Here is a 13,899-nt window from a genome sequence, read left to right as displayed (position 1 = left end):
CACTACTGGGTCTGGACAGATTAGGAAGTGCCAGAGACTATTCCGAATCCGGAATGCCTTCGTGCAGCTCGCCTTTGAACAGAACAGCCGATTCTTTTTCTTCGGCCTTGTTCTGGGCTTTCATGGCGGCGATTTCTTCCAACTCTTCCTTGCCTTCCGGAGTTTCCGCCCACGGGGTCATGCTCTGACGAACCCGCTTGATGGTCTCGGTCATTTTTATGAGCTTGGCCGAGTCCAGATCGCGGATGGAGAGCAGCGCATCTTCGTGACCATCGTATGCACACCAGGCCTGCGTGTAGCAGTTGGTGTTGGCGCGGATCATTTTCAGGGTGATGTTTGCAAAATGGCAATGCACCCCGATCAAGACACAAACCTGAATCTTGTTATGCAGAACCGTCAGGTTGGGATGGCAGGGGTTGATCACCGCTTCCGGATCGATTTTCGGGTAGATGGGGCGGTAGTCCGGCATGGGAATGATGTTCATGCCGGGAACTTCTTTAACCAACTGCAAGGACAGCTCTGCCTTGTGGCGGGCTTCCTCGTTCCAACCCCATACGATCATGGGCCCCGGAAACAGGGTCGGGTTTCTTCGGGACAACAATTTGACGGCCGCGGTCTCATAGACCTTGTCCTCATCCGTCCACTCGCCTTCAAGCAGTTCCTGTCCAGTGCCTTTTTCCGGCTGGAAAATCCCCAGGGAAGCGGCGGAATGGGGCAAAATTCCTGCAGGGCCCAACTCTAATTTTGACATTCTTAACATCCTCCGAATAGCTTAGTTACTTATTTCGTATAGGGAAACCGTCTTGTTGCTTACCAAGGGTTTATTGGTTTTTATCTAATTTCCTGCCCCAGGGAGTGAAAAAAGGGAGCAGGAGGGGTGGTAAGACAAAATTCAATGAGCTTTCAATACTATTATCAAACAGATACCATGTCAATCTCAAAATCCAACTCCCACCGTGTTTTGGCGGGAGAATATAAACCCCTTTGAAATTAAAGGGATAGACGCGCCATGCCGGGGTCACAATCCCTGTTGCGCGGCCCATTCAAAGGGGTTTTGATACCAGCCGTCCAAAAGCGACTTCTGGCTGGAATCGATCTCTCCGCATTCTTCGGCAAAAGCGACCAGGTCCTGGAAGGTGAGAAGGGTGTGCAGATGACAACCGGCCTTTTGGAATGCCGCCTCGGCGTCTTCGAAGCCGTAACTGAAGATGCACAGGCAGTGGGTGACGTGAGCGCCTGCCTGACGCAACGCGTCCACGGCTTTGAGGACACTGCCGCCGGTGGAAACCAGATCTTCGACGACCACGACCTTCTGCCCGGCCTTCAGCCTGCCTTCGATCTGATTTTTCAAACCGTGTTGTTTGCTTGAAGGACGCACGTAAACGAGAGAGGTTTCCAGCAGGTTGGCCAGCGTGGTGGCGTGCGGAATGCCTGCCGTGGCGGTGCCGGCAATGCAGTCCACGGCAATATGTTTACTCTCAATGACGGCCTGCATCGACTCGGCGATCAAAAAACGGTGCCGGGGTTCGTCCAGCAACAGACGGTTGTCATTGTAAATGGGCATGCGGTAGCCCGAAGCCCAGGTGAACGGTTTTTCCGGATTGATGCGGATGGCGCCGATGTCGAGGGCAACCCGTGCGATGCGTTTCCAATGTGCCAAGGCGATGATGCCTCCTGCTGAAGTTTAAAAACCGCGGTGAATGAAGGTTTCACCGCGCGATCCGTCGAAATCCGCCAGCCCGCGCAACTCAAAGCTGAGCAGGATTTTGGTTTCCGCCTGATTGACGTTGAGGTTGATGTTGCGGCGGCGGATGATATCCAGCGACAGACCCCAGCATTTGCATTTGTCGCTGTACGTGGCGCGACCGTTGTGTTCCAGCACGCGGTCGTTGAACTCATCGAAGCGGGCACTGTACTTGAAGTTCCAGCCTTTTGGAAGCGTGACGTCCAGGGTACCCAGAATCATTGCCGATTCGTTGTGAACCTGGCGTTTTTCCACCACCACCATCAGCCATTCGCTGATCTTGACGCCGACGTCCACATTGAAGCGCTGAACGTGCCCATCGTACACATTATACTCGCTGTCGAAGTTGAGCATGAAATAATCGGTCAACCGGCTGTCGAGGTCGAATCGCAAATTGGAAAACGGACGGCGCGGTGTGAGGGGTGTTTCGAAACGGCGCGACTCTCTGAAGTTGTAACTCTGGCTGACCTCGAAACGCGCCACCTGCGTCACCACGCCGTTGCCTTTGGCGTCGGTATCTTTACGCAGCAGGCGCTGGGTCAGGAAATAGGTGAGCGATTCGGTCGGCCGCACATCGTCGATGCCATCGATGACACGTACGCGTTCGCGATCCTTGCGGTCGAAATTGGAAATATAATCGTACTGCACGCGTGGCTCGACGACATGCTTGAACGCCGCGCCGCCCGGTTCCGTCGGCTGGAAGACGCGGTTGAATTTGGGCCCTTCCAGCACCGTGCTGAATTCAAACACCTCGCGGGTGAACTCCCCTTTGATGAAAGGCTGGCCGGTGGACGGGTCGATCTGGTCCGAGATTTCCTTGTCGTAATAGGTCTCGCGGAAGCCCACCTGCGGCGTCAGCCGCAACCACGGCGCGAAACTGATCGGATAAGACACCTGTGGATGAAAGTCGAACCGTTGAATGGTCTGGTTGTTGTCGGTGCCGATGGTGGGGTCGAGATCCAGCAGGAATTGAGTGAAATTCATTTCCTGATTGAAATAAAAATTACTCTTGCCCAGTTCGAACGATTGCGTGACCCAGGTGGCGGAAGGCAGGATGCCGAAGAGGTCGTCGCGGTCAGCCTGCTCGCTTTCGCGGTAACGTCCCAGAATATCCAGCGAGTTGGTTTCCCATCCTTTGAACACGGAGAGGAAGGAGTCGTTGCTGCGCCGCGTGCGGATTTCGGTTTGCGATTTGAACGTTTTGTTGAAGTTGGCGCTGGAAGTCTGGTCGAGGCGCGCCTGCAATTGGGCGCCGCCCGGCAAAACCTGCTTGTGGCGGGCATCGAGTTTCCAAAAGGTGCGGCCGGAAATATCGTCTTTCAAATGCTCGCCGCGCCACCAGCCTTCGGTGGTCTCATGCGGGCGATACCGGAATTCGAGTGACGACCGCAGGCCACGGTTTTCCAGGTAATCGGCGCCGATGGTGGCGTCGTACGAGCGGCTGATCGCCCAGAAATACCGGTTCTGGATGGTCAGGCCGTCCAGGTTGCTGATGCCAACGCTGGGCGTCAGGAACCCGCTTTTGCGTTCGGTGATGATGGGCACGTATCCGACCGGGATGAAAATGAGGGGAATGCCTTTGACGCGGAACACCCCGCCGGTAAACAAGGCGCGGTCTTCGGTCAGGATGTCGGCTTTGCCGACTTCAATCATCCATGCCGGCAATAGGCCGGTGCAGGTGGTCAGTGTGGCGTTTTCGGTCTGATAGTGTTCGTCGGAAAAGCGGCGGAAGATTTGGCCGGAGACGTAGTATTCCTGGCCGTCCTGGCCTTTCAGGGTGCCGCGGGTGCGCAGCAGAATGCCGCGATGGGTCTTGATGTTGAAGTCGCCGCGCACGGCTTCCATGGTGGAGCCGTCTTCCGTCTGCATGACGACATTGCCCTGGGCGTGCCCCTGACCCGTCTCCGTGTTGACTGCCATCTTGTCGGCGCGCACCGTACGGTTCTGGTATCGGACCACCACGTTGCCCCGCGCCTTGATGAGTTTTTCCTTGACGAAATGCTCCATGTAATCGGCGGTGATCTCGACGGGGTCTTCTTTTTCTGCTTCTGCGTTTTGTGTGGAATCGGGAACGGGCGGCTGGGCGAGACCGGGAGAGGCAAACAGGCCGGTCAGGAGCGCCAGCAACGCCATCGTTACATAGAGGACCGCCCTATTTGAGACAAGTTCGTTCAATATGCTCTCTGGCTTCTGCGACGGTGAATATGGAACCCGTGACGCAAACCAATGCATCCGGTCCGCATTGCTTCTGGTTGGCGATCAGGGCCTGAGGGACATCTTCAATGATTTCCAGCGGGCCGGTGGGGAACGTTTCCCCGGCCAGGTCCGCCGGGTTCAGGCTGCGTTCCTGCCGGGGACGGGTCAGCGTGATATGATGGGCGAATTGCGCGACAATTTCAATACATTCCCGGTACGGTTTGTCCTGCATGATGCCCAGCACGACGCGCAGCGTGCGATCGGGGTAAAGCTCCACCAGCGCTTCCATCAGTTTACGCAAACTGTCCGGATTGTGGGCGCAGTCGAGCAGGGTCAACGGTGAGGTGTTGACGATTTCCAGCCGTCCGGCCCACTGTGCGTTGGCGATGCCGGTCCGGATGGTGGCATCCGTCAGGCGCACGCCTTTCGGCGCGAGCGCTCGGCAGGCGGCAATGGCGAGACCCGCATTCTGCGCCTGGTAGCGTCCCAGTAAAGAACTCGTCACGCCTTCAATGTTGCCTTCTGCGCTTTCATAATCGAATACCATTTCGCCCGGTGCGTGAGCGCGGACCTTCACTTTAAAGTCTTTGCCCAGTTGCAGCAGGTGGCAGTCGAACTGGTGGGCGCGGTCTTCGATCACGCCGAACACCTCCGGCGCCTCGACCGCCGTCACCACCGTGCAGGGGTGCTTGATGATGCAGGCTTTCTCGAAAGCGATGGCGGGCAGCTCCGTGCCGAGGCTGCTTTCGTGATCGCGTGAGATGGAGGTGACGACGCACACTTCCCCCTGGCAGAGGTTGGTGGAATCCAAACGACCGCCCATGCCCACTTCGATCACATTCCACTCCACTTCCCGGTCCACGAAATGTTGAAAGGCGAGGGCGGTGCCGAATTCGAAAAACGTGACGGGCAGATCGAGTTGTTCCGCAGCCTGCTTGACGCGCCGGACTCCGTCCACGAGTGCGGCTTCGGGAATCGGTTGGCGGTCCACCTGAATGCGTTCGGAAAAATGCTGAATATGCGGGGAGGTGTACAGTCCGGTCCGGTAGCCCGCCGTGCGCAGGATGGATTCGATGAATACCGCTGTTGAACCTTTGCCTTTGGTGCCGGCAATGTGAATGGCGGGAATGCGCTGCTGCGGATTGCCCAACTGTTCAAGCAGGCGCGCTGTGTTTTCCAACCCCAGCTTGATGCCGCTGGTTTGGAGGCCGTAAAGATAGTCCAGACTTTGTTGTGGGTTCATCGCGTCGTGACAGGGTGAGGGGACATGGGGCCCGCGTTCAAGGGATTATATTTTCGCATTTTTAAAAACAGCGCGTAAAATATAAATGCTTAAAAATTTTTAATATATAAAGGTAAGACTGGTGACCCCGGACCCGAAATCCCTGCGCATTCCCCTGCTGCGGCTGGCCCGGCGGCCGGTGTTGCTGGACAACATGGCCGAGCCGTTGGAGGGCCTGGAACTGGTGACCTCCATCGATATTCAACCGGCGGCAATGCTGCCGGGCACGTGTTATGCCCTGAAGATGGAAGATGACGCCGCCGCGCCCGACCTGCCTCAGGGACGGATCGGCGTGTTCTGCCGGGAGGGGGACGGGCTCACCGCGCTCCATCAGGTGTATCTGGTGCAGATCCGGGACGAGCGCCCACGGGTGCGCAAGCTGCTCAAAAGCGATCCCGAACACAACCGCAAATCTTCCGGGCCGCAGGACCCTTCCGCGACGCCAGCACGGCTGCGTCAACGCCGCAAAAGTTTTATGACGCCGACGCCCCTGCACCTTCCCGAAAGCCGGGTGTCGCCCATTCCCGATTCCGCCCACGCCATGGTTTATCTGAAAAGCCCGGAAGCCGGGGAACCCATGCGGGTGGTGCCCAGCCGGGATGTTTTGTGGATGCACCCGCTCGTGTACATCCCTCCCGCCTGACCGCTGCGTTTTATTTCTGCGTCAGCCGCATCAGGTCGCGGTAGGTGCGCACGCCTTCCTCCGCCCAGTCCACCTCCGGAAAACCCGGCGTTGTCAGTGGAATCATGCGGATAACTTTGATGTATTGAATGTCTCCTATCCAGCGATCGAGGTCCTCGTCGGTGGGTTGTTGGACGGGAGCGAAATTGTCGTCCGCGTTTTCCCATTCCCAGGGACTGCTGTGGCGCGCGATCCAGATGTCGGCGAATTCCGGTTCGTGCCGCCGCGTTTTCAGGCAAGCCAGGTAACCGGGCAAGGCCTCTCCTTTCAGGACGAGAGAGTAACCGAGGTAGTGTCCCCACCAGAACAGCACGCGGTAGGTGAAGTATTCCTCCCTCGTGAAAAATTGCGGGATATCCAGCGAGAGGAAAGGAAACCCCTTGTTGTTTTCGCCGCGCGTGAGTTTGCCGCGTTTGAGATCGGTGCCTAAAGGAACGGGGCCGGGATCGTCTGCCAGAACATCGAGCATGCGCTGCTTCAACAGTTCGAGATGCTCTTCGGCTTTTTTCAGAATGGAATGTTTGTGCAGGAACAGTTCGCGTTCCCGGATCAGCCGCAGTTCAAGGGCGGACCAGGAGGGGGCATCAAAATCAGGGAAAGGCATGGTCACTCGGATTCAGGGTATTTGCGGTTGCGGAGGAGTTCTTTCTGCCGGAACAGGACATACCGATGGATATCGTCCTCTGCTTTGTCGTCCAGCCCGATAAACCGGCATTGGCACACGCCTTCCCGGTTGATGCGCAGGACGCGAAGTTTGGTTTTGACGAAGCCGCCGGTGATGGGGAGCGTGAATGTGATGGGATACACGGCTTTGGCATTGAAGTTGACGTTTTGAAACGAAATGCCGCCGGAGCTGATTTCCATCACCTTCACCGTCGTGTCGTCGATGGAAACCACGATCGGATCGGCGGGATCCGGAAAAATACGGAAGGCCTGCCGGTTGTCCTCTTTAGGCAAATGAAACAGTTTGCCCTTGGGCTCCTTGTTGTCTTCAGTTTTCTTTTTCCAGAACAAACTCGACTCTCCTGTTTAGGGCGCGACCGCGCTCGGTCTTGTTGGTCGCGATCGGAAACGTGTCCGCGAACCCGGTGGCCGTAAGGCGTTTGGGCTCGATGTTTTGATCGAGGAAATACCTCAATACGGAGGTTGCCCGGGCTGAAGACAACTCCCAGTTGCTGGCGAACCGGGCGTTGGGAATTTCCACGTTGTCGGTGTGGCCGTTGATGTTGATCCGGTAATAAGGATACTTTTCCGTGATCCGGATGAGTTCGTCCAAAACCTCTTTGCCCCGTTCCAGATTCAACCTGGCGCTGCCTTCATCGAACAGCGACTCGGAAGGCACCTTGACGATGACCTTGGACTGGTCGGTGGAAATCGTCATCACTTCGGACAGGCTTTCCGCCTGCGCCACGTTTTTCACTTCATTTAGAATATTATCAGTTTTGAGTCCCGTCAATACATCCAAAGACTGTTTGACTTCCGCGGAGTCCAGAAGTTCGAGCAGGCCGATGGAGGCTTTTTCCTCGCCTAGAATGGCTTCTTTGAACCGATTCATGTTGACGGAGGACAGAGAGTACAGAATGATGAAATACGTGAGCAGCAGGGTGAACATGTCGGCAAACGTCATCAGCCACGCCTGCCCGGAGCGTTCGTCCAGCACCTCTTCGGAAAAATCGGAAATCGATTTTCGTTGACGCCGCCCGACCTTCAGGTTTTTGCGGATGCGTTCTTTCGCCCGCTGCACTTCGTAGTTCATTTGCACTTCAAACTGCCGGTCCCGGATTTTGATCTCTTCTTCGAGTTCCGCTTTCTCGGCGCGGGTGTTTTCGAGCTCTTCCTGGATCTTGTGCAGCATATCGGAGGTGATGGCCATCGCATCGCCTCCGGTCTTGTTGGTCTGGATCATTTTTTCGTACATCTGGATCAGGCCATCTTTTTCCGCCACCAGCTTTTGAAACCGTTCCTTGGATTTTTCCGTCAGGGTTTGCACAGAAACGGAACGGGACTGAATTTCATCCACGTGGCCCACATCATTGCGCAACCGTTTGACCTCCCGGGCGAGCGTGCTTTTTTCCTTGGCCAGCCGCTCGTGCTCTTTCCGCTCTTCCTTTACTTTTTCCGTCAATTGCCGATTTTTCTTTTGCAGGGCTTTGAGGGCATGCGCCAACTGCTCGTAACGGATTCCGGATTCATCGGTTTTTGATGCTTCTTCCTTGTCGGCTGCGGGCGTTTTGGACGGTGGGGTGGTGGAAACCTGCTTCTGTTGCAGACCGCGTTGAAACTTGATCTGCTCTTTCTGTTCCTCAACCGTGCTTTGCAGCTTGGAGATTTTTTTTCCGGTGACCGTCAGCATGTGTTGGAAACGGGTTTCCTGACGGGCTTTTTCGGCATCCAGCTTTTTCAACTGGGCATTGCGCGAACGAAGCTGCTCCTTGATCTGTTGCAGGCTTTCTTTTTCGTTTTTCTCCGCCATAAGGCATCGCCCCGTTAATGGGTTGTTCCCGTCGGCTTCGGAGGCCGCCGCCGCTTGGCTGGAACGTAGGAAGACAGTTTTTCATAAACGAACACCGGGTTGTTGTCTTCCAGAATGGAGATGGCCCCTTCGAACATGATTTCCAGTGTGACCAACTCCACCAGGGTGCGGTCTCTCAATTTTCCCGCGATGGGCAGAAAAAACAAAGTGGAAAGAAGCATGCCGTAAAACGTGGTCAGCAAGGCCACCGCCATGGCCGGGCCAATGGTATCCGGATTGTTCAACTGACGGAGCATCTGCACCAGTCCGATGAGTGTCCCCATCATGCCGAAGGAGGGCGCGTACGACGCCATTTTCCGGAAGATATCCTGAATGATGAAATGCCGCTGCTTCATGGAATCGATTTCGATGTTCAGCGTGTCGCGGATCATTTCTTCTTTCGATCCGTCGGCGATCAGGTTGCAGGCTTTACGCAGCAGGTCGTTTTCGTACTCGATGCGGCTGAGGGCGATCAAGCCCTGGCGGCGGCTGATGCTGCACAGCTCGATCATGGTTTCGACCATGTCGTTGGGGTCGGATTTTTTCTCGGAGAAAACAAAAATAGCCGCTCGGAAAGCGGCGATGACGTCTTTCAATTGGAAGGTGATCAGGGTGGCGGCGATGGTTCCGCCGACCACGATCATGATTCCGGGCAGGTTGAAAAAATGACTCAAATCCCCGCCCAGGAAAATGGCCCCGATGATCAACCCCAGTCCTAACAGGACCCCTACAAGGGATGCGGCATCCACAGGTCAAATCCTTGGCTATGGCTCATGACAAAATTTCGGATTCCATTAAAATTAACATGGAAGCAGTGTTTCTACAATGTTTTCATTGGGTTATAGATATTTTGGTGGCCGCCTGCAAGCTTTCAGGCCACGGTGTGCCCCCGTTTATTGTTATCGGCATAAATCAAGACGACTGGAGCGTTTGAGGCCACGGAATGGTCAATAGATGTTGAATTTTCCGTTATTTGGAGAACGGACCGGGCTTGCCGCCCGGCTCAGCCCAGCACCAGCAGGGTGATGGGGATGATGGCCAAAGACAGCAGGGTGGAGACGAGGATGGCGGAGGCGACGAGTTCCGGATTGGCGTTGTACTTGCCGGAGAGCAGGATATTGATGACCGCGCAGGGCATGATGCTCTCCAGCAGAACGACCTTGCGCGCCAGGTCGTCGAGCGGCAACAGGGCCACGCACAACAGTCCCGCCAGCAATCCAAAGGTGAACCGGAAGCCGACGACCATCCACGTCAGGCGCAGTTGCGTCACTCTCACCTGTGCCAGGTGCATGCCCAGAATCAACAGGACCATCGGGATGTTGGCTCCGGCCAAAATGCGCACCGGCTCGCGCACCACCGTGGGCACCGGCATGTGCAGGGCGTTCATCAACAGGGCCAAGGCCACCACATAAACGACGGGTTCCTTGAAAATCTGTTTCCAGCCGCTTTCTGCCGACACGAGGGAGAGGCCAATGGTGAACACGCTGATGAAAGAGGCGAGGAAAAACATGAGGCCGAGAGGAATTGCGGCGTTGCCATACGCTGCCTGCATGATGGGAAAGGGCAGGTTGACCGAGTTCATGAACATGATGGGCAGATAGACGCCGCGTCCGGGCAGGGCGCGCCCGCGCAGCACGAGCCACGCCAGCAGCCCTGGCAACAGCAGGACAATCCATGCCGCCAGGAACACGTTGCCCAGAAGGCCGCCTTCGAGGTTCATGCCGCTGATGTGGTGGAACGCGAACGATGGAAGCAGGACCGCCATGGTCAGGCGCACCAGCGGCTTGGGATTGTGCGGCACGCGGCGCGCAAAGAAAAACCCGAGTCCGATGATCAAAAAGGACGGCGAAACGAGTTGCAGGACGTGGAGCAGATCGTCGAGCATGCCGGGCGCGTCAGGTGTAGAGGTGGCAGTACACGATGTGACCGGGACGGATCTCGACTTTTTTCGGGTCTTCGTGTTTGCAGTGTTCCATCACTTCCGGGCAGCGGGTGTGGAAGCGGCAGCCGGATGGCGGGTTCATCGGCGAGGGCACATCGCCGCCAACCGATTTCATCTTGCCGCGGTCGCGCGGGTTCAGCGACGGTTTCGCCGCCAGCAGGGCCTGGGTGTACGGGTGCGCGGCTTCGCGGTTGAGCACGTCGGTGGGTGCGACCTCGACGATTTTGCCGAGGTACATCACCGCCGTGCGTTGCGACAGGTGCTTGACCACGTTGAGGTCGTGCGAGATGAACAGCATGGTCAGGCTTTTATCCTGTTGCAGTTTACGCAGCAGGTTGATGATCTGTGCCTGGATGGAAACGTCGAGGGCGGAGACCGGTTCGTCGCAGACGATGTAATCCGGGTCGAGCGCCAGGGCGCGGGCGATGCCGATGCGCTGCCGTTGCCCGCCGGAGAACTCGTGCGGGTAGCGCCGCATGTAACGGGGCGACAGGCCGACCTGGTCCATGACCTCGCCGATCTTGTCGCGCAGATTGTGTTGGCTGGCGATGCCGTGCACCAGCATGGCTTCGCCGATGATGCGCTCGACGTTGAAACGCGGGTTGAGCGAACTGAACGGGTCCTGAAAAATGATCTGCATCTTCGGGCGGAGTTGTTCCATCGCGCGATTGGACACCTGCGTGATGTCCTGCCCGCGAAACACGATCTGCCCGGCGGTGGGTTCGATCAAACGCAGCGTCATGCGGCCGACGGTGGTCTTGCCGCATCCCGACTCGCCGACGAGGCCGAGGATTTCCTGCTTGCCGATGTCGAGCGACACGTCGTCCACCGCTTTGACCTCGTTCACCACGCGCGCGAACACACCGCCGTACACGGGGAAATATTTTTTGAGATTTTTGAGCTCGATCAGGTTGCTCATGATTCGCTTGCCACGGTGTTGGTTTTGTATAGGTAGCAGGCGGCGGTTTGTTTCGGCCCGGTCCGGTATGCCGGAGGAATTTTTTGGCTGCATTCGTCCATCACGTCCGGGCAACGGGGGTGGAAGGCGCAGCCCGACGGCAGGTTGACGGGGTTGGGCACGGTGCCGCCGATCGGTTCCAGCGGCTGGCCCGGCTCGTCCCTGGGCAGTGAGCGCAGCAGGCCGCGCGTGTACGGGTGCTTGGGGTCCTCGAACAATTCGATCACCGGCGCTTCTTCCACGATTTTTCCGGCATACATCACCGCCACGCGGTCGGCGAACTGGGCGACGATGCCGAGGTTGTGGGTGATGAGCAAAACGGACATTTTGGTTTCGTCGCGCAGCTTGGCCAGCACGTCGAGGATTTGCGCTTCAATGGTGACGTCCAGCGCCGTCGTCGGCTCGTCGGCGATGAGCAACGCGGGCTGGCAGGAGATGGCCATGGCGATCATGACGCGTTGCTTCATGCCGCCGGACAGTTCGTGCGGGTACTGGTCGATGCGTTGTTCCGGCGACGGGATGCGCACGCGGTCGAGCAATTCGAGGGCCAGCTTGCGGGCTTCGGCACCGCTTTTGTTCTGGTGCAGGACGATGGCTTCGATGATCTGGTCGCCGATGGTGAAGATGGGATTGAGCGAGGTCATCGGCTCCTGGAAGATCATGCCGATGTCGTTGCCGCGGATGTCGCGCATCTCATCCTCACTCAGCGCGAAAATATCGTGCTTGTCGAAGGTGATGCGGCCGCTTTCGTAACGGCCCGGCGGCGTCGGCACGAGGCGCATGACGCTGAGCGCGGTGACCGATTTGCCGCAGCCGGACTCGCCGACCAAGGCCACCGTTTCGCCTTTTTCGATCTGCAGGCTCACCTGGCGCACGGACTGAACCCGGCCTTCTTCAATGAAGAAGGAGGTGACGAGGTCTTCGATCTTGAGCAGGGGAGCCATGGTTGAGTCCGGCGCGTGAAGAAAGATTAAGCAGCGTCAACAGAGCAAAAAAGGAAAGCCCTTAACTTAAAGAGCTTTCCCGAACGAATTCGGCGAGGGATCACTGGACGTCATCGAAGATGTCCTCGTAACGGTAATCGTCGTCTTCCTCATCGATTTCGTAACGGGCCATGCGTGTGTCCACTTTCTCCGCCCAGGCGTCGATGCCGCCTTCGATGCCCTGCACGTTGGTGAAGCCGCGCTGTCCGAGGTACTTCTGGAAGCTGGCGGTGCGGTCGCCTTTCCAGTCGATGACCACGATTTCCTGATCGGGGGCGAGGCCGGCCAGCACCGACTCGCTGTTCTCGCGGGTGATGAAAGTGGCTTCCTCAATGCAGGCGATATCGCGTTCCCACTGTTCGCGGATGTCGAGCAGAGCGATGGGTTCCCCGGCTTTCATTTTTTCCTTGAGTTGCTCGGCGGTGATGAAGCGGCCATTATCCTGTCCGGCTTCCTTGTTCAGCAATCCCAGGACCTCGCCCACGGTCTTGCCGTGTTGCTCGCACACGGTGAAGATGGTTTCTTCCGGTTTGTAACCGCTGACGGGCATGCCAATGTGAAAATGTTTGAACAGCAGTGTGTGCACTTCCGGCAGCACCCGGTTGACTTCGGTCATCGGCGTGTCGGGGTTGAAGGTGATGAGCGCTTCTTCTTTTTCAATTTCGGTGATCTGGAGGATGTGGTAGCCGTAGGGCGAGTGGATGGGTCCCAGGATTTTTCCCTGGTCCATTTCGCCGACCTCTCCCATCAGGGCCTGGGCGTTTTCCTCCGGCATCCATCCCAGGTCGCCTCCGTTTTCTTTTGACGGGCAGGTACTGAATTGCGACACCACTTCCGTGAAAGGTTTGCCGTCATCCAGCATTTTTTTTGCCGCCACTGCGTCTTCCACCGCGTGGGTGAATATCTGGCTGGCTCGTACTCGGGTCATGAAACACTCCTTATCCGCTGATGCCGGGTGGGTTGAGGGTTCTGCTGCGATTCCTGTTCTAAAATGATATACCGAATGAAACGCCCGAATCAAGGCGCACCCGCACTTTCCCGAGAGATGCCTGGAGCGGCCTCGCCCCCCTCAGAGCGGCCGAACACGCAACGGTCACTAGATATGCCGGTTTGGGGTCCAGGTATTTGACTGGAGGGTTCGTCCGGGAACAATGTTTGGGGTTGGCCAGGTTCCAGCGCCGAATGCCGCTGTGGTAGTGCATGCAACGGTAACTGGAGGTCTGCTGGACCCTTTGGCATTTGGCACAGCGCCTAGAGGAGGGAATTGAAATTAGATTAAGAGAAGGAATCCCTATTTGAATTGGCCACCCATCTCCGAGGGCTTGGCCATAATGGAAGGAGGGCGTCTTCGGAGACAATTTCCGACAATTTGGATTTTACGGTGGTCGTTCCGATTGGACTCATCGGGAATCAAGCTCCTCCGGGCAACATGGCTGGATTTTTATCCGGCAGTTTTAATTTAATAAATATATATTTTACAAATAGTTATGGTTATTTTGGTGGAGTTTGCCTGGAGATTATCCTAAAGTGAATTTTTTGATGTACCGATAATAATGTACAAAATTCGGAGCCGGATTGGGATAGGTGCGGTCCCATTATT

At 56.7% G+C, this 13,899-nt stretch carries 13 protein-coding genes; 1 reads left to right on the top strand and 12 read right to left on the bottom strand.

What is annotated here, in order from left to right; genetic code table 11:
• Positions 1-37 precede the first annotated feature (37 nt).
• From QML71_RS08710 to QML71_RS08695, 4 genes are all read right to left on the bottom strand, one after another.
• On the bottom strand, positions 38-718 hold the full coding sequence (locus tag QML71_RS08710; protein WP_282011536.1) for a carbon monoxide dehydrogenase beta subunit family protein: 681 nt from the start codon (positions 716-718) through the stop codon (positions 38-40).
• Between the two features lie 300 nt (positions 719-1,018).
• Positions 1,019-1,660, bottom strand: coding sequence for an orotate phosphoribosyltransferase (gene pyrE, locus QML71_RS08705; RefSeq protein WP_282011535.1), 642 nt, complete (start codon positions 1,658-1,660; stop codon positions 1,019-1,021).
• Between the two features lie 24 nt (positions 1,661-1,684).
• Positions 1,685-3,919 (bottom strand): LPS-assembly protein LptD, encoded by a 2,235-nt coding sequence (locus QML71_RS08700; protein ID WP_282011534.1) that lies wholly within the window; start codon positions 3,917-3,919, stop codon positions 1,685-1,687.
• Positions 3,897-5,183, bottom strand: a complete 1,287-nt coding sequence (locus QML71_RS08695; protein WP_282011533.1) for a bifunctional folylpolyglutamate synthase/dihydrofolate synthase — start codon at positions 5,181-5,183, stop codon at positions 3,897-3,899. Before QML71_RS08695 ends, QML71_RS08700 begins: the two co-directional genes overlap by 23 nt.
• A 121-nt stretch (positions 5,184-5,304) precedes the next feature.
• Here QML71_RS08695 and QML71_RS08690 point away from each other — a divergent pair, with 121 nt between their 5' ends.
• Positions 5,305-5,865: a hypothetical protein gene (locus tag QML71_RS08690; RefSeq protein WP_282011532.1), complete on the top strand. Its 561-nt coding sequence runs from the start codon at positions 5,305-5,307 to the stop codon at positions 5,863-5,865.
• Between the two features lie 10 nt (positions 5,866-5,875).
• Here QML71_RS08690 and QML71_RS08685 read toward each other — a convergent pair whose 3' ends face one another.
• From QML71_RS08685 to QML71_RS08650, 8 genes are all read right to left on the bottom strand, one after another.
• Positions 5,876-6,508 carry a hypothetical protein gene (locus tag QML71_RS08685; RefSeq protein WP_282011531.1) on the bottom strand — a complete coding sequence of 211 codons (633 nt, stop codon included), beginning with the start codon at positions 6,506-6,508 and terminating at the stop codon, positions 5,876-5,878.
• Between the two features lie 2 nt (positions 6,509-6,510).
• Positions 6,511-6,918: a PilZ domain-containing protein gene (locus QML71_RS08680; RefSeq protein ID WP_282011530.1), complete on the bottom strand. Its 408-nt coding sequence runs from the start codon at positions 6,916-6,918 to the stop codon at positions 6,511-6,513.
• The gene (locus QML71_RS08675) at positions 6,896-8,377 is read right to left on the bottom strand and encodes an OmpA family protein (protein ID WP_282011529.1); all 1,482 of its coding nucleotides are present in this window, start codon (positions 8,375-8,377) and stop codon (positions 6,896-6,898) included. Before QML71_RS08675 ends, QML71_RS08680 begins: the two co-directional genes overlap by 23 nt.
• A 14-nt stretch (positions 8,378-8,391) precedes the next feature.
• The gene (locus QML71_RS08670) at positions 8,392-9,165 is read right to left on the bottom strand and encodes a motility protein A (RefSeq protein WP_282011528.1); all 774 of its coding nucleotides are present in this window, start codon (positions 9,163-9,165) and stop codon (positions 8,392-8,394) included.
• Between the two features lie 254 nt (positions 9,166-9,419).
• The gene (locus tag QML71_RS08665; protein ID WP_282011527.1) at positions 9,420-10,301 is read right to left on the bottom strand and encodes an AEC family transporter; all 882 of its coding nucleotides are present in this window, start codon (positions 10,299-10,301) and stop codon (positions 9,420-9,422) included.
• 10 nt (positions 10,302-10,311) lie between these two features.
• Positions 10,312-11,277 carry an ABC transporter ATP-binding protein gene (locus QML71_RS08660; protein ID WP_282011526.1) on the bottom strand — a complete coding sequence of 322 codons (966 nt, stop codon included), beginning with the start codon at positions 11,275-11,277 and terminating at the stop codon, positions 10,312-10,314.
• Positions 11,274-12,260: an ABC transporter ATP-binding protein gene (locus QML71_RS08655; protein ID WP_282011525.1), complete on the bottom strand. Its 987-nt coding sequence runs from the start codon at positions 12,258-12,260 to the stop codon at positions 11,274-11,276. Before QML71_RS08655 ends, QML71_RS08660 begins: the two co-directional genes overlap by 4 nt.
• Before the next feature lie 100 nt (positions 12,261-12,360).
• The gene (locus QML71_RS08650; RefSeq protein ID WP_282011524.1) at positions 12,361-13,227 is read right to left on the bottom strand and encodes a rhodanese-like domain-containing protein; all 867 of its coding nucleotides are present in this window, start codon (positions 13,225-13,227) and stop codon (positions 12,361-12,363) included.
• Between the last annotated feature and the right edge of the window lie 672 nt (positions 13,228-13,899).

Origin of the sequence: Nitrospina watsonii (assembly GCF_946900835.1) — a bacterium.
Lineage (GTDB): Bacteria > Nitrospinota > Nitrospinia > Nitrospinales > Nitrospinaceae > Nitrospina > Nitrospina watsonii.
This window is presented reverse-complemented; position numbering and strand designations above follow the sequence as displayed.